Origin of the sequence: Erythrobacter sp. W302b, assembly GCF_046452395.1 — a bacterium.
Taxonomy (GTDB): Bacteria; Pseudomonadota; Alphaproteobacteria; order Sphingomonadales; family Sphingomonadaceae; genus Erythrobacter.
Window position 1 is genome coordinate 2,940,528 of the sequence record NZ_JBKFDH010000001.1, and the last position, 14,722, is coordinate 2,955,249.

The window sequence follows — 14,722 nt, forward strand, 5'->3', positions numbered from 1 at the left end:
CCCCAGACGACATTTGCGCGCCACTTCGCTCCCCCGGCTGCGGTCGGTGCGGGGTGATTCTCCCGGACATTTGCCGGCAGAGCAGTTTCGAACCAAGGACACATGCCATGAAGGCGCTCACCAAGCAGACCCGGTCGATCAAACCGGCCGAGGTCGAAAAGAACTGGCACATCATCGACGCCGACGGACTCGTCGTGGGTCGTCTGGCCTCGATCATCGCCAACATCCTGCGCGGCAAGACCAAGCCGAGCTACACCCCGCACGTCGATTGCGGCGATCACGTCATCGTCATCAACGTCGACAAGGTGAAGTTCACCGGCAACAAGGCGACCGACAAGGTCTATTACAAGCACACCGGTCACCCCGGCGGCATCAAGGAAACCACCCCGGCCAAGGTGCTGGGCGGCCGTTTCCCCGAGCGCGTGCTTGAAAAGGCTGTCGAGCGCATGATCCCGCGCGGCCCGCTTGGCCGTGATCAGATGCGTGCGCTGCACCTCTATGCCGGCACCGAACACCCGCATGACGGCCAGAAGCCGCAGGTGCTCGACGTCGCTTCCATGAACCGCAAGAACAAGGTGGCCGCATAATGGCTGATGAAACCACCACCGTCTCGGATCTCGCCGATCTGAAGGACATCGCCGCTGGCGTGCCGCAGGGCGACGCAGCCGAAATCGCTCGCGTCACCGCTCCGCTGCGTGAACGCGAAGTCGACGCGCAGGGCCGTTCCTACGCCACCGGTCGCCGCAAGGATGCGGTGGCCCGCGTGTGGGTCAAGCCCGGCACCGGCAAGATCACCATCAACGGCCGCGATCAGGAAACCTATTTCGCGCGTCCGACCCTGCGTCTGGTGATCAACCAGCCCTTCACCATCACCGACCGCAGCGGCCAGTACGATGTGATCTGCACCGTGCGCGGTGGCGGGTTGTCGGGTCAGGCCGGCGCGGTGAAGCACGGCATCGCTCAGGCGCTCAGCAAGTACGAGCCGGAACTGCGCGGCGCGGTGAAGGCTGAAGGCTTCCTCACCCGCGACAGCCGCGTGGTCGAGCGCAAGAAGTACGGCAAGGCCAAGGCCCGCCGCAGCTTCCAGTTCTCGAAGCGCTAAGCTTTCCCCGCAAGGGATACAAAAAGGGCGGCCCCGAAAGGGAGCCGCCCTTTTCCTTTGCCGCCCGGGAGACTCGGGCGATCAGCGTTGCAGCAGCATGATCCCGAAGGACAGCCCGCTCGCCGACACGAAGATCGGCCACGACCAGTACATTTTGGCATCGGCGATATGCACCGCATGGATCGCCAGTGGACCGGCGCTCGATCCCTGCGAGCCGATCACCAGCGCCAATGTCGCAGACAGGATCGCGCCGAACGTCATCGCCTTGAGCAATTCCATCGCCATTCCCCTCGTCGCACCAGCCGCACGGGGGAGACCTGCCCCAAGCGGCCGTCGGTTGAAAAGGACAGGCTGGCCAAGGCCAGCGGATGCACGCCATCCCAGCCTGCATTCGCAGTGTAACCAACAAACCTTAAGGCAAATCATAGGGATAAGGTTAAAGTGCTGCCCCGAAATGTTGCCGATGCGCGCCGATCAATGCACCGGCGGATCGACCGGGGGGACACGGTCGACCGGAGCGACCGGTTCGCCGGGTGTGCGCGGCGGGGTGGCATCTTCGGGGACATCCGCGATCAGCATGTCGGGCGTCGGCACACCTTCGAGATTGCGCACCGCCACCTCCAGCCGAACGCCGTCCCACGTCAATTCGTTGAAGCTGGGCGGGGTTGAGCGGGTGCGTTCGGACAGGGTGCCGGCGCCGATCATGCGAACGGTGCCTTCGCTGGTCGGCTCGGCGATGTCGAAGGCGTCATGGACATGGCCCGACAGCACGCCCAGCACCTTGCGCCGCGCGAGTTCACGCAAGGCGTTCTCGCCCCCGCGGGTCAGCGCTGTGCCATGCGTCCCGGCCTCGCGCAGGGGGTGGTGCACCGCGACCAGCGCCCGCGTGCCCGCAGGCAGCCGATCAAGCGCATCAAGGCAATCGGCCAGCGCCGGGGCGGTCACCCAGCCTTTCGACCAGTTCATGCGCGGCTGCCAGCGCCGCACGGTCTTGAGCGGCACGATCGCCAGCCCCGGCAGGTCGATTTCGCGTTCGACCAGCGTCTTCATCCCTTGGAACCGTTTGTAGGGATCGAAAAAGCGCTCGATCAGGTTGAAATAGGGCATGTCGTGATTGCCGATGCTGATTGTCACCGGAACGTCGAGCGCGGTGATCCAGCGGGTCGCGGCGGCGAATTCGTGATGGCGCGCGCGCATCGTGTGGTCGCCCGTAATCACCACCGCAGCGGGGCGCTTGGCCGCGATCTCGTCGCGCACCCATGCCAGCGCGTCGCGGTCTTCCAGCCCGAAGTGGATGTCGGACAGGTGGAACAGGCAGAGCCGGTCAGAGCTCATGCGATGTCGCCAGCAGATCGACGCCGCATGGCTCAACCGAGAAGCGCGATCCCGAGGGGCATTCGCCCGGTTCACCGTCGATCAGGCAGGCGAGCGGGCTGCCATCGGCGCTGACGAGGGTTATGCTCTCAGCGATCCCGAGCCGGTCGTGCGGCCCTTCCCGGAACCGGCGGCGCACCAGGGCCCAAGCCTGCCCGGCATAGTCGAGCGCGGCCTCGGCGAAATATCCGTCGATCTGCACACCGTGCTCGCCAGGGGTCAGCTCGACGAGCGGATAGCCGCCGTCACGCGATAACCGGCTATCGGCCAGCATGACGCCTGCTCCGGTGGTCGTCTCGCGCAGCGCCTCGACCGTTTCTTTTGCCATGTCCGCGATAGCGCCCCTGCGCATCGATTCGCGCACCCGGCTCCACGCGGTGCCCGGCCCGACCAGCAGCCCCGCCAGCGCCAGCCCCGCCTCGCAGCGCACGCAATCCAGCCGCCGCGCGCGCGCGCCGCCGCCGGCCACAATGTCGAGGATCGTGTCGAGGTCCGTCGTCCGGTGCAGTCGCAACGGCAGCAGGTTCATCGTGCCACCCGGCAGCACCAGCACCCTGCCGCCCCAGCCCGACAGCTGATTGATCAGCGTGTTCATTGTGCCATCGCCGGTGTAGATCACCACATGCGCGATCCCGGCGGCATCCAGCGCGGCAGCATCGGGCAGGGGATCGTCGGGAAAGGCCACCACCCGCTCAACCGGCCATCCGCGCGCCGTCAAGGCGGCGGTAAGCGTTTCGGCGGAGGTCTGGTCATTGCTCCCGCTTGCAGGGTTGACCACGAGCCAGCAGGGGGTGTGCGAATCCATCGTCGTCATTGCTCCGGCGCCCCCGGTTCGGGCGCTATACTCGTCCGCTGAGGATCAACCAAGCGGCACCGGCATTGAAGACAGTGTAGGCAGCATAGGCCCAGGCATAGCCCGGCCATCCCTCGACCGAGAGCAGCAGCGCGAAGAACAGCACCGCAAACTCGCTCACCAAGGCGGCGCGGCTGCCGAGCGTCTGGCTCACCCGCGGCAGGCGCGCAAACAGCGGGTGGCCGCTTTTGAACACGGCGCGGTTGATCGCGAAGTTTCCGATTCCCAGCAGAAAGATGATGACGGTCGACCAACCCATGGCGCCACTATGGCGCTGCGCTGGTCGATTGGGAACCGCCATTTGTCCCCCGATCAGCGCCATTGGTCATCAGCCCGCCGCGTCTGTCGACGGCGGTACGGGGGTTGATCGAAGGCCGAATGCGGGCGTCAGAAAGGCGGCGTATCAAGGGTTTCAGCAGGGCGCTTGGCACCCCCGCCGGATCGGACCCCCGCCCGATCTCAGGCCCCTGCGAGATGGAGGAGATGGAACATGAAACCCCTTGCGAAGACACTCACACATGCCCTTGCAGCGCTTGGTCTTGCCGGCGCGGCGATCACCCCGGCGCTGGCCGGTGACATCCAGAAGACGACCATTCGGGTCAGCACCACGGACATCGACCTGGGCACGGCGAAGGGTCAGAAGATCCTCGACAACCGCGTCGAACGGGCCGTGCGCCAGGTCTGCCGCACCACCAGCGTGACCACGGGTTCGCGGGTGATGAGCCAGGACGCCCTCGCCTGCCTCGCCAAGGCGCGCACCGATGCCAAGCGTCAGGTCGCCGCGCTTATGCTGGAACAGCAGCGCGGCGGCTAACCGCAGCTGCAATCCTGCGCCTTACCTCAAAGCGCAGTCGATACGGCCCGAACCCTTCCAGTCCCTGGGGTTCGGGCCGTTTTTTTGAGGTTCGCTGGCGCGAAACACAGGCCTCCCGCCCTACCGTCCGGCCATCGCCTTGACGCGGGCGAGATAGGTGCGGCCGATGCGCAGCGCCTCGCCGTTCACCAGCTCCGCCGACCACACGCCGAGGCCATCATGCCGCAGGCCGCGAATATGGTCGCGGCGCAGGATGGTCGAGCGGTGGATGCGGATGAACTGTTCGGGATCGAGCCGTTCCTCCAACCCGGCGATGGTCTGAAGCAGCAGGTAAGAGCGCCCCGCTTCCGGCCCACCAACGTGCAGGCGGACATAGTCACGCTCGGCATCGATCTGGTGGACTTCGCTCACCGCGATGCGCAGCAGCTCGGACCGGTGCGGCACCCACAATTCGTCGAGATAGCGGCTCGCCTTCTGGCGACCCTGATTCTGATCGATCTGCCCGCGGCGGGCGACAGCACGCTCAATGGCGCGCTCCAGCCGATCGGCCGAGACCGGCTTCAGCACATAATCGACCGCCTCCAGATCGAAGGCCTCGACCGCGAAGTGATCATGCGCGGTGACAAAAATCACCACCGGCGATTGCGGCTGACTGGCGAAGTGGCGCGCGACGCCCAGCCCGTCCAATTCGGGCATGGTCATGTCGAGCAGCACCAGATCAGGCTCAAGCTTCTCGGCCAGGCGCAGCGCGGCGGCGCCATCGCTGGCGGTGCCGACCACGCGGACGGCGGGGATTTCGGCGCAGATGACCTGCACCCGCTCAACCGCGAGGGGCTCGTCATCAACGATCAGGGTGCGCAGCGCAGTGGTTTCCGTGGCGGTCTCAGGCATGGCGGGCTGTCATTCTGGTCAGGGGGATGCGGATTTCGGTGCGGTAGCCGCCCGGCACGGGGGCGGAGGAAAAGCCGATGTCGGAACCGAAGCGGGCCTCCAGCCGGTCACGCACATTGGCAAGGCCGATGCCAAAACCGTGCGGTGTGCCCTGCGGCACGCCGGGGCCATCATCGCTGACGGTGATCACCAGCCGATCAAACTCCTCGCGCGCGGCGAGCGTGATCGTCACCGGGCGCGACACGGGTGACACGGCGTATTTGACCGAGTTTTCGACCAGCGGTTGCAGGATCATGCCCGGCACCCGCGCTTCCTCAAGCTCCTGCGGCAGATCGAACACGCACACCAGCCGGGTGGGGAAGCGCACCGCTTCGATATCGAGGTAGAGCTTTTGCAGATCGAATTCGTCGCGCAGGGCAACATCGGCCGTCGGTTCAGTGGCGAGGCTATGGCGATAGAACCGGCTGATCGTCTGGATCATCCGCTCGGCCCGGTCGGCCTTGCCGGTCATCACCAGCGCGGACAGGGAATTCAACGTGTTGAACAGGAAATGCGGGTTCACCTGATAGCGCAAGGACAGCAATTCGGCCGCCTTGGCAGCAGAGCGGAACTTGTTCTCACGCTGCTGCGCCGCGCGCGCCTGGACCCCGGCGAGCAAGGCAAAATAGGTCGAAGCCCAGGCCAGCAGCAGGAAATACCGCCCCAGCGCCACGTCGAGCAGCTTGCGCCAGAAATCCGCATAGGTTTCCGCTTCCTCGATCAGCACGCTCTGCGAATCGGTGGGCTGATCATTGGTATCGCCCGCGGCCGGATCGGCGCGGCGGACCGGCACGTCGATCAACAGATTGCCGGATTCGTCGCGGCGCAGATTGAGGTTGTACCGCTCGGCATAGGCCTGCCGCTGGGCAAACTCCATGTCCTTGAAGACGATGTAATTCACCTGCCCGATCGCCAGAGCCACCGGCATCGCGAGCGCAATCGCGGCCGAGATCTTGAGCCACAAGGGCCGATTGTCGAACAGACGCAGCAGCAGCCACAGCACCAGCGTCAGCAGTACGCCGACACCCGTGACCAGAAGCCGCCGCCAGCCGAGTTCGAACTGGAGCCCGAAATCCATCACCAGCGCGCGGACCGTGGTGAGCGCGAAATAGGTCGCCCACAGCACCACCATCGAAAACAGCACCGTGCGGAAAGACACGGTGGGGGCGGGCGGATCAAGGGATGCGTCGCTGGTCGGGTTCGTTGCCATTGTGACGGCCAGCGATAACGCCCCCGCCCGCGTCGCGCCACTGGCACTGGCGCTTATTGTCGGGCGGGGTCAGGTCTTGGTCGAATTATGAACGGCTGTTCAGACACGCCGAACGACTTGCGACGCGCAATCGCGCCGTCAGTCGCGGGGCTTGATCATGTCCGCCGGCACCACCCACTCGGCAAATTGCTCTTCGGTGAGCAGCCCCAGCGCGAGCGCGGCCGCCTTCAGCGTGGTGCCTTCGGCATGAGCCTTCTTGGCGATCTTCGCCGCATTGTCGTAGCCGATATGGGGGTTCAGGGCGGTCACCAGCATCAAGCTCTCATTGAGCAGCTGCGTGATGCGGGTGGTGTTGGCCTCGATCCCGACGACGCAATTGTCGGTAAAGGCGTGGCTCGCATCGCCCAGCAGCTTCATCGATTGCAGCACGTTATAGATGATCACCGGCTTGAACACGTTGAGTTCGAGATGCCCGTGCGATCCGGCAACGGTCACGGTCATGTGATTGCCCATCACTTGGGCGGCGACCATCGTCATCGCCTCGCACTGAGTCGGATTGACCTTGCCGGGCATGATCGACGAACCCGGCTCGTTGGCGGGCAGGGAGAGTTCGCCAAGGCCCGAACGCGGGCCGGAGCCGAGCAGGCGAATGTCGTTGGCGATCTTCATCAGGCTGACCGCGAGCACATTCAGCGCGCCCGAAATCTCGACCATCGCATCATGCGCGGCGAGGGCTTCGAACTTGTTGGGGGCGGTGACGAAGGCGTGGCCGGTCTCGGCGGCAACTTCGGCCGCGAAGGCGGTGTCGAAACCGACCTTGGCGTTGATCCCGGTGCCGACCGCCGTGCCGCCCTGCGCCAGTTCCAGCACACGCGGCAGCGCCGCCTCGACCCGGGCGATGCCATATTCGATCTGCTTGGCGTAGCCCGAGAATTCCTGCCCCAGCGTCATCGGGGTCGCGTCCTGCAAGTGGGTGCGGCCGATCTTGACGATGTCGGCGAATTCCTTCGCCTTGGCATCCAATGCCCCGTGGAGCTTCTTCAGCGCCGGGATCAGGTGATCCATCGCCTCGACCGCCGCGGCGATGTGCATCGCGGTCGGGAAGGTGTCGTTCGACGACTGGCCCATGTTGCAGTGGTCGTTGGGGTGAACCGGGGATTTGCCACCCTTGTTGCCGGTGAGAATCTCGTTCGCGCGGCTGGCGATCACCTCGTTGGCGTTCATATTCGACTGGGTGCCGCTCCCCGTCTGCCACACCACCAGCGGGAACTGGTCGGCAAGGGTGCCGTCGATCACTTCGCGCGCGGCAGCGACAATCGCCTCGCCCAGTTTGGCATCGAGCACGCCGAGCTTCATGTTCGCCTTGGCCGCCGCAAGCTTCTGGATTCCCAGCGCCCGCACCAGCGCCGGCGGCATCTTTTCGCCGCCGATCGGGAAGTTGACGATCGAGCGCTGCGTCTGAGCGCCCCAGTGCATGTTCGCCGGAACCGCCACTTCGCCCAGCGAATCCGTCTCGATCCGCACGTCCTGCCCAGCTGCCGTCATGTCACTCATCGAAGCCATCCCTCATTAAGTCGAATTGCACCCCACAGGGTTCGGCGCTCCCCTAAGCACCGGCGCGCGGGAAGGTCAAAGGCCGAAATCACCAGCATACGCGTCGCTGCGACGCGGTCCAAAGGCCTTGGAACCGGAGCCGCGGGCGTTTAAGGAGAGGGTTGACGGACTGTATTGCGTCACTAATACAGTTAGCCCGAGAGACGATGAACACCATGACCACGACCTTGCCCGATACTCATCTCGCGCGCCGCGCCATGATCGACAGCCAGCTGCGCACCAGCGGGGTGAACGAGGAATATGTGCTGGCGCGCATGATCGCTATCCCGCGGGAGGAGTTCCTCCCCGCCGACAAGGCCGCACAGGCCTATATCGACCGTGCGGTGATGCTGGGTGAAGCGGGCCACCTCGCGGCCCCGCTGTTCTATGGCAAGCTGCTGCTCGAAGCGGCACCGATGCCGGAGGACCGCGTGCTCGTGGTTGGCGGCGGCACCGATTACCTCGCCGCGCTGCTGCGCCCGCTGGTGGCCGAGCTCCATCAGATCACCGCGGCCGAGGCGGTGAGCGCAGGCGGTAGCGGCACCTATTCCCTGATCGTGATCGATGGCGCGATTGCGCAGCTGCCCGATGGTCTCGCCGCGCAACTGAGCGATGATGGGCGGATCGTCACCGGCCTCGTGCTGCGGCAAGTCACGCGGCTGGCCACGGGCCGCAAGGTCGCGGGCAAGGTCAATCTCCAGCCGGTCGAGGATCTCGGCATTCCGGTGCTCCACGCCTTCGACGCGCCCAAGAGCTGGACCTTCGCGTGAATCGCAAGCCCGCCTCGCTGATCGGGGCCGGTTCGGCCAGCCTGCTGGCGCTCGCCGCGATGGCGGCGCCTGCGCAGGCCGATAACCTGCGGGATGCGCTGGCGGCGGCTTACACCACCAACCCGACGCTCGAATCCGCCCGCGCCACCCAGCGCGCGATTGACGAAGGCGTGCCAATCAACCGCGCGCAGGGCCTGCCCTCGGTCGCGGTCACGGCGACCCATATCGAGTTCATCCAGCAATCGGCCAACGCCTTCACCGCGCCGGAACGCAACCTCGGCGTGAACGCCCAGCTTCTGGTGCCGGTCTATTCGGGCGGCGCGGTGCGCAATGGGATCGCAGCCGCCAAGGAGCGGGTCGAGGCCGGTCAGGCCGATCTGCGCAACACCGAAAGCACGATCTTCAGCCAGGTCGTCGCCTCGTACATGGACGTGCTGCGGACCGAGGCGCTGGTGGCACTGGCGCGCAACAATGTCGCCGTGCTGCGGACCAATCTCGAAGCGACCAGTGACCGCTTCCAGATCGGCGATCTCACCATCACCGATGTCGCCCAGTCACGCTCGCGCCTCGCGGTCGCGGAAGGCGATCTGCAAGCGGCCGAAGCCAACCTGATCGCCGCGCGGGAAACCTATATCCGGCTGGTCGGCAACGAACCGGGTGAGCTGGAAGCCCCGCCGCCGCTGCCCGGCCTGCCCGACACGGTCGGCGATGCCATTGTCGCAGCGCTGGAGAACAACCCCAACCTCGATGCGGCCAAGCAGCGCGCACAGGCCGCCGGGTTCGACACCAAGGCCGCTGGCAGCGGGCGGTTGCCGTCGGTCAGCGTCTTCGTGAACGGGGACTATAGCGACTTCTTCGGCACGCTGGGCGGTCCGGTCTCGGCCGACTTCGCGCAGAGCGAAAAGACTGCCAATGCGGGCGTGCGGGTGACGATCCCGCTGTTCCAGGGCGGCCTGCCCGCCGCGCAAAAACGCCAGGCCGGTGCGCGCGAATCCGCTGCGCTGGAAGATGTGATCGCGGCCGAGCGGCAGATCATTGCCGAAACCCGCGCGACCTATTCCAACTGGCTGGCCGCAAGCGCCATCATCAAGAGCGCGCAGGCCGCGGTCGAAGCCGCCGAGCTTAGCCTTGAAGGCGTGCGCGCGGAAAACTCGATCGGCAACCGCCAGATTCTCGACGTGCTCAACGCCGAACAGGAGCTGGTCAACGCCCGCGCGCAATTGGTGACCGCGCGGCGCAATGCCTATGTCGCAGGCTTCACCCTGCTCGCGCTGATGGGCCGGGCCGAGGCGCGCGATCTCAACCTTGATGCCGGTGTGCTCTATGATCCGCAGATCAACGCGGACCGGGTCAGCAGCAAGATGTGGGATTGGGACCGCGATCCCAAGGCTGAAGCGAAATCGACCAGAACCGTTGACATTCCCCCCGCCAACGCAACAATCGGCCCGCAATTGCTGCCCGGTGAGTGAATGCGATCCCGATTCGGGACAGGCTGGGCGGCATGACGACGGGGCAAGAGATGGCGCAGGATAACGAAGCATCGGTCGAGGAAATCCTTGAATCGATCAAGAAAGTGATCGCGCGCGATAACCGCGTCGGTGCGCTGGAAGCCCGCCGTCGGCGGATGCTGGTCTCCGAAGAGTCCGAGGCTGAGCCCGCCCCGCTCCTCCGCACCCATCAGGTGCGCGATGCCGCGGAAGCCACCGACGAAGTGCTCGACCTGTCCGATATGGAGTATCAGGCCGAGCCATCGGCGCTCCCGCTCGATCAGGCGGACGAAACCCCGCTGATTGCCGAGACGGTGCGCGATGCGATGCAGGAAAACCTGGCTGCGCTGGCGATGCTGGCAGAGCCCGGCGCAAGGCCGCAGATCGTGCGTTCGGGTGAGACCTCGCTCGAGGGACTGACCCGCGAATTGCTGCGCCCGATGCTGGCGGAATGGCTCGAAGCCCATCTGCCCGCGATGGTCGAAAGCCTCGTGCAGGCGGAAATCGCCCGCATCGTCGGCAAGCGCCGCTGATACTGGTGCCCAAAGGCTAGCCGGATCGGCAAAGGCGGGCTAATCCCGCCCCCATGCGTAACCTCACTGCTTTCGGCGCTGTCATCGCCGCCGCCCTGATCGCCGCGCCGCTTGCCGCGCAGGACTCCTCGACCATCCCGGGCGTCACCGCGCCGCCGATGAGCGCCGAGGATCTCGTCACCCTGCCGCGTCTGGGCGCGCCGGCGGTCAATGCGGCTGGCACACTGGCGGTCTACAGCGTCACCATCACCGATCCCGAAAGCCTGTCGCGCAGCGCCGCCCACTATCTGCTCGATCTCAGCACGCCGGGTGCCGCGCCGACCGCGCTGACGCTCCCGCTCAAGGGCAGCGATCTGGCCTTCGGCGCTGACGGGCAGCTCTACTTCCTCAGCAGTGCACATCCCGACGCAGACGCGCCGCAGCGCAGCCGCGTGTGGCGGGTGGCGCTGGCGAAGGATGGGACGGTTGGCGCCCCGCAGATGGTAGCGGACGCACCCCACGCTGCGATCGCCGGGTTCAAGCTCGCCCCCAATGGCAGCGCCATCGCTCTGTGGGGCGAAGTCGCGCGGGATTGCCCGACCTTCGGCTGCGCGGATGCCAAGCCGCAGCACCTGCCCGGTCCCGGCACCGGGCGGCTGTATGACGCGAAGGACGGCTTCGTGCGCCATTGGGACCGCTGGGCCACCCCCGGCACGCCCAACCGCATCTTCACCTTCCCGCTGAAAAATGGCGTCGCGCAGGGCGCAGGCGTTCCGGTCGACGGCACCGATCCCGCCACCGGCATCACCGCCGACACGCCCACCATGCCGTTTGGCGGAGCCGAGGAAATCGCCTTCGCCCCTGATGGCCGCGCGCTCTATTTCACGGCGCGCCTTTCGAACGCGGCCGAGCCCACGTCGACCAATCTCGATATCTACGTCTCTGACCTGTCAGGTGGGGCCCCCAAGCTGCTGACCGCCGACAATAGGGCGACCGACACCACCCCCGTCGTCTCACCCGATGGCCGCTATCTCGCGTGGCTGGCGATGGCGCGCCCGACATACGAGGCCGACAAGCTCGCCGTGCAGTTGCTCGATCTCTCCACGGGTGAGCGCCGCAATCTGACCAAGGACACCGACCTCAGCTTCGCCAGCCTCGCCTGGAGTGCGGATGGCAAGCACCTGATCGCCACCGCGCAGAAGGTGCTGGATACCCCGGCCTTCAATATCGACCCCAGGACCGGCAAGGTCACCGAACTCAATCTGATGGCCGGGAACGAGGCGCATATCGCCAATCTCGTGCCGCTCCCGGGCGGCCGGGCGCTGTTCACCCGGGATTCGCTCGGGCAGCCCGCGGAACTCTATCTGTCGGACGGCATGGGCCAGGCCCGCCCGCTGACCGATGTGGCGACCACCCGCATGGGCGGCCTTGCCAGCATCGTCACCCGCCGCTTCAGTTTCAAGGGTGCCAAGGGCGACACGGTGTGGGGCCAGATCACACGGCTGGCGGATCAGACCGGGCCGATCCCGGCGCTGCTCTACATTCACGGCGGGCCGCAGGGCAGCTTCAACGACAGCTGGTCGAACCGCTGGAACCCGCGTGTCACCGCCTCACAGGGCTACGCCGTCATCTCGGTCGATTTCCACGGGAGCACCGGATACGGGCAGGCCTTCACCGATGCAATCAACAAGGATTGGGGCGGCGGACCGCTGGAGGACTTGCAGAAGGGCCTCGACGCCGCGCTTGCCCTCGATACCCAGATCGACGGCGATCGTGCCTGTGCGATGGGCGCGAGCTATGGCGGGTACATGGTCAACTGGATCGCCGGCCAATGGCCCGATCGCTTCAAGTGCATCGTCCAGCATGACGGCCTGTTCGATATGCGCTCGATGTATTATTCGACCGAGGAATTGTGGTTCCCCCGCTGGGACTTCGGCGGCTCCTACGAAGAGGCGCGCGAGACCTACGAGAAGTGGAACCCCGCCAACCATGTCGACAAGTGGAAGACGCCGATGCTGGTCGTCACCGGCGAAAAGGACTTCCGCGTTTCCTACAGCCAGGGCCTGATGAGCTTCACCGCCCTGCAGGAACGCGGCATCCCGGCGCAGTTGCTGGTCTTCCCGGACGAAAACCACTGGGTGCTGGGCGCGAAGAACTCGCTGCAATGGCACAACACCGTCTTCGCGTGGCTGGACCGCTGGCTGAAGGCTGGAGCGGCGAAGTGAGCCGTCAGGAACTGCTCTCGGCGCAAACCGCGCTCGCCAAGCATTATGGCGATCCGGCCAAGGGGACGCAGATCACCCGGCACATCATGCTGTGTTCGGTATCGGACAAGCAGAAGTGCTGCTCCCGCAAGGACGGCGAGGAGGCGTGGGGCTTCCTGAAATCGCGCCTCAAGGAGCTGGGGCTGGTCGGCCCGCAGCGCACCGACGAAAGCAAGCGCGGCGCAGGCGGGGGCGTGCAGCGCTCCAAGGCCGATTGCCTGCAAATCTGCGCCGCCGGTCCGGTCGCGGTCGTGTGGCCGGACGGGGTGTGGTACCATTCGTGCAGCCCGAAGGTGCTCGAACGGATCATTCAGGAGCATCTGGTGGGCGGCGTGCCGGTGGAAGATTTCCGGCTGAAAGCTGCCAGCTAGCGGCAAATGCCAAGTCCGCGGCGCATCCGCAGATTAACTCACACGAAGACACGAGGATGGTGTGCCACGGCGCAACTCTCGCTGTCCTCTTCGTGTCTTCGTGTGAACAACTGGAAAGCCGCTGACGCGGCAGGCAGAGGCTGACCCCTCAATCCTCTTTCGGGCTCCACAGCTCGTCCCGGCTCGGCAGCTGATTGTCGACCGATTCGTCGTGCCCGGTGCCGTTGCTGAGGAACACCAGCCCCATCAAGCCGCCGCCCAGCAGCATCGTCAGGCTGATCCCGAGCGCCACGGCGATATAGAAATGCACCGAAATCATGCCGTTATAGGCAAAGAGCAGGCCCATCGCGATAGCCACGGTCAGGATGGTCGCGGCCAGGAGGACCTTCATGATCTGGCGGTAACGCGCCCAGGCGTGGGCGGCGTTCACGGGATCGTCGAGCGGGGATTTGCGGGTCATGTGTCCGACATGGCGTGCTGCTGCCCGCTTGGCAACGCGCGAAAGCTGCAAGGCCTGATACCTGCGGCGCAAGACCAGACCTGCAGCGGATTCGCTTTTTGGCCGCAATCATGGCACTTTCCCCGTCTGAGAGAGAGGGAGTCGTTATGACCATTGCGCGAATCATCGCCCAGCGCGGCCCATCCGACATCATCGCCTGCGACGTCACCACCCCGGTGTCCGAAGCTGTCGGCATCCTTGCCAGCAAACGCATCGGCGCCTTGCCCGTGCTGCGCGACGGGCGGGTGGTGGGTATCGTCTCGGAACGTGACGTGATCTACCGCCTCGCCGATCATGGGGGCCATTGCCTCGATCTGCCGGTCGAGCAGATCATGACCTCGCCTGCGGTCACGGTCGAACCGGCGACCACGGTGGACGAGGCCTTGAGCCTGATGACCCGCCGCCGCTTCCGCCACTTTCCGGTGGTCGAGAATGGGCAATTGATCGCCTTCATCTCGATCGGCGACCTCGTGAAGCACAAGATGGACGAAGTGCAGCACGAGGCCGAAGCGCTGCGCAATTACATTCAGGCGGTGTGACCGCTTGAGGAACGCGCCTGCGCGCCCTAAATGACAGCCATGACCGCCGCCCCCCTGATCCTCACTCCCTCCGCCGCCAAGCGCGTCGCGCTGATCGCCAGCAAGCAATCGCGCCCCGCGATACTGCGGCTGGCCGTGGAGGGCGGGGGCTGTTCGGGCTTCCAGTACAAGTTCGACCTGGCCGATGGGCCCGAGGCGGACGATTCCGTCTCGGAAACTGATGGGGTGAAGCTGGTGGTCGATTCGGTCAGTCTGGATCTGATCGCGGGCAGCACGGTCGATTTCGTCGAATCGCTCGGCGGCGCGGCGTTCAAGGTCGAAAACCCGCAAGCCGCCGCGGGATGCGGTTGCGGGGCGAGCTTCGGGATTTGACGCTGACCCGGTTCGGGCTGAGCTTGTCGAGG

General features: G+C 65.7%; 18 protein-coding genes. 10 read left to right on the forward strand and 8 right to left on the reverse strand.

Annotated features, from left to right (window positions below; all coding sequences use genetic code 11):
• Positions 1-107 precede the first annotated feature (107 nt).
• Together rplM and rpsI are read left to right on the forward strand one after the other, a co-directional pair.
• Entirely contained in the window at positions 108-587 is a 480-nt protein-coding gene (rplM, locus tag ACLBKT_RS13955; RefSeq protein ID WP_410183511.1) for a 50S ribosomal protein L13, read from the forward strand.
• Positions 587-1,102 carry a 30S ribosomal protein S9 gene (rpsI, locus tag ACLBKT_RS13960; protein ID WP_410183512.1) on the forward strand — a complete coding sequence of 172 codons (516 nt, stop codon included), beginning with the start codon at positions 587-589 and terminating at the stop codon, positions 1,100-1,102. The genes rplM and rpsI overlap by 1 nt, the downstream gene beginning before the upstream one ends.
• A gap of 81 nt (positions 1,103-1,183) precedes the next feature.
• Here rpsI and ACLBKT_RS13965 read toward each other — a convergent pair whose 3' ends face one another.
• The 4 genes from ACLBKT_RS13965 to ACLBKT_RS13980 form a co-directional block, all read right to left on the reverse strand.
• Positions 1,184-1,381: a hypothetical protein gene (locus ACLBKT_RS13965; protein ID WP_410183513.1), complete on the reverse strand. Its 198-nt coding sequence runs from the start codon at positions 1,379-1,381 to the stop codon at positions 1,184-1,186.
• Positions 1,382-1,576: 195 nt separating this feature from the next.
• A complete protein-coding gene (locus tag ACLBKT_RS13970; RefSeq protein WP_410183514.1) occupies positions 1,577-2,437 on the reverse strand; it encodes a metallophosphoesterase family protein in 861 nt (286 codons plus the stop codon).
• Positions 2,427-3,290, reverse strand: a complete 864-nt coding sequence (locus tag ACLBKT_RS13975) for a diacylglycerol/lipid kinase family protein (RefSeq protein ID WP_410183515.1) — start codon at positions 3,288-3,290, stop codon at positions 2,427-2,429. Before ACLBKT_RS13975 ends, ACLBKT_RS13970 begins: the two co-directional genes overlap by 11 nt.
• Before the next feature lie 25 nt (positions 3,291-3,315).
• Positions 3,316-3,588 carry a hypothetical protein gene (locus tag ACLBKT_RS13980; RefSeq protein ID WP_410183516.1) on the reverse strand — a complete coding sequence of 91 codons (273 nt, stop codon included), beginning with the start codon at positions 3,586-3,588 and terminating at the stop codon, positions 3,316-3,318.
• Positions 3,589-3,819: 231 nt separating this feature from the next.
• Between ACLBKT_RS13980 and ACLBKT_RS13985 the strand changes: the two genes are divergently transcribed.
• Positions 3,820-4,143 carry a UrcA family protein gene (locus ACLBKT_RS13985; RefSeq protein ID WP_410183517.1) on the forward strand — a complete coding sequence of 108 codons (324 nt, stop codon included), beginning with the start codon at positions 3,820-3,822 and terminating at the stop codon, positions 4,141-4,143.
• A gap of 120 nt (positions 4,144-4,263) precedes the next feature.
• Here the strand turns inward: ACLBKT_RS13985 and ACLBKT_RS13990 are convergent, their stop codons facing one another.
• The 3 genes from ACLBKT_RS13990 to fumC all read right to left on the reverse strand — a co-directional run bounded on the left by ACLBKT_RS13990 (position 4,264) and on the right by fumC (position 7,828).
• Complete coding sequence (locus ACLBKT_RS13990; RefSeq protein WP_410183518.1) at positions 4,264-5,034, reverse strand: LytR/AlgR family response regulator transcription factor; 771 nt, start codon at positions 5,032-5,034, stop codon at positions 4,264-4,266.
• On the reverse strand, positions 5,027-6,283 hold the full coding sequence (locus ACLBKT_RS13995) for a sensor histidine kinase (protein ID WP_410183519.1): 1,257 nt from the start codon (positions 6,281-6,283) through the stop codon (positions 5,027-5,029). Before ACLBKT_RS13995 ends, ACLBKT_RS13990 begins: the two co-directional genes overlap by 8 nt.
• 138 nt (positions 6,284-6,421) lie before the next feature.
• Positions 6,422-7,828, reverse strand: a complete 1,407-nt coding sequence (gene fumC / locus ACLBKT_RS14000; protein WP_410183699.1) for a class II fumarate hydratase — start codon at positions 7,826-7,828, stop codon at positions 6,422-6,424.
• Between the two features lie 215 nt (positions 7,829-8,043).
• Between fumC and ACLBKT_RS14005 the strand changes: the two genes are divergently transcribed.
• Genes ACLBKT_RS14005 through ACLBKT_RS14025 form a run of 5 tightly spaced genes read left to right on the forward strand, consistent with a single transcriptional unit; the run spans position 8,044 to position 13,280 of the window.
• Positions 8,044-8,646 (forward strand): protein-L-isoaspartate O-methyltransferase family protein, encoded by a 603-nt coding sequence (locus ACLBKT_RS14005; protein ID WP_410183520.1) that lies wholly within the window; start codon positions 8,044-8,046, stop codon positions 8,644-8,646.
• A gap of 59 nt (positions 8,647-8,705) precedes the next feature.
• A complete protein-coding gene (locus ACLBKT_RS14010; RefSeq protein ID WP_410183700.1) occupies positions 8,706-10,115 on the forward strand; it encodes a TolC family outer membrane protein in 1,410 nt (469 codons plus the stop codon).
• A 50-nt stretch (positions 10,116-10,165) separates the two neighbouring features.
• Entirely contained in the window at positions 10,166-10,666 is a 501-nt protein-coding gene (locus ACLBKT_RS14015) for a DUF2497 domain-containing protein (RefSeq protein WP_410183701.1), read from the forward strand.
• Positions 10,667-10,719: 53 nt separating this feature from the next.
• Positions 10,720-12,870: a prolyl oligopeptidase family serine peptidase gene (locus tag ACLBKT_RS14020; protein WP_410183521.1), complete on the forward strand. Its 2,151-nt coding sequence runs from the start codon at positions 10,720-10,722 to the stop codon at positions 12,868-12,870.
• Positions 12,867-13,280, forward strand: a complete 414-nt coding sequence (locus ACLBKT_RS14025) for a (2Fe-2S) ferredoxin domain-containing protein (protein WP_410183702.1) — start codon at positions 12,867-12,869, stop codon at positions 13,278-13,280. Before ACLBKT_RS14020 ends, ACLBKT_RS14025 begins: the two co-directional genes overlap by 4 nt.
• Before the next feature lie 148 nt (positions 13,281-13,428).
• Here ACLBKT_RS14025 and ACLBKT_RS14030 read toward each other — a convergent pair whose 3' ends face one another.
• Positions 13,429-13,740, reverse strand: a complete 312-nt coding sequence (locus ACLBKT_RS14030; RefSeq protein WP_410183522.1) for a hypothetical protein — start codon at positions 13,738-13,740, stop codon at positions 13,429-13,431.
• A 146-nt stretch (positions 13,741-13,886) separates the two neighbouring features.
• On the opposite strand from ACLBKT_RS14030, the gene ACLBKT_RS14035 reads away from it, so the two are divergent.
• On the forward strand, positions 13,887-14,318 hold the full coding sequence (locus tag ACLBKT_RS14035) for a CBS domain-containing protein (protein WP_410183523.1): 432 nt from the start codon (positions 13,887-13,889) through the stop codon (positions 14,316-14,318).
• A gap of 39 nt (positions 14,319-14,357) precedes the next feature.
• Complete coding sequence (locus tag ACLBKT_RS14040) at positions 14,358-14,690, forward strand: HesB/IscA family protein (RefSeq protein ID WP_410183524.1); 333 nt, start codon at positions 14,358-14,360, stop codon at positions 14,688-14,690.
• Positions 14,691-14,722: the final 32 nt, after the last annotated feature.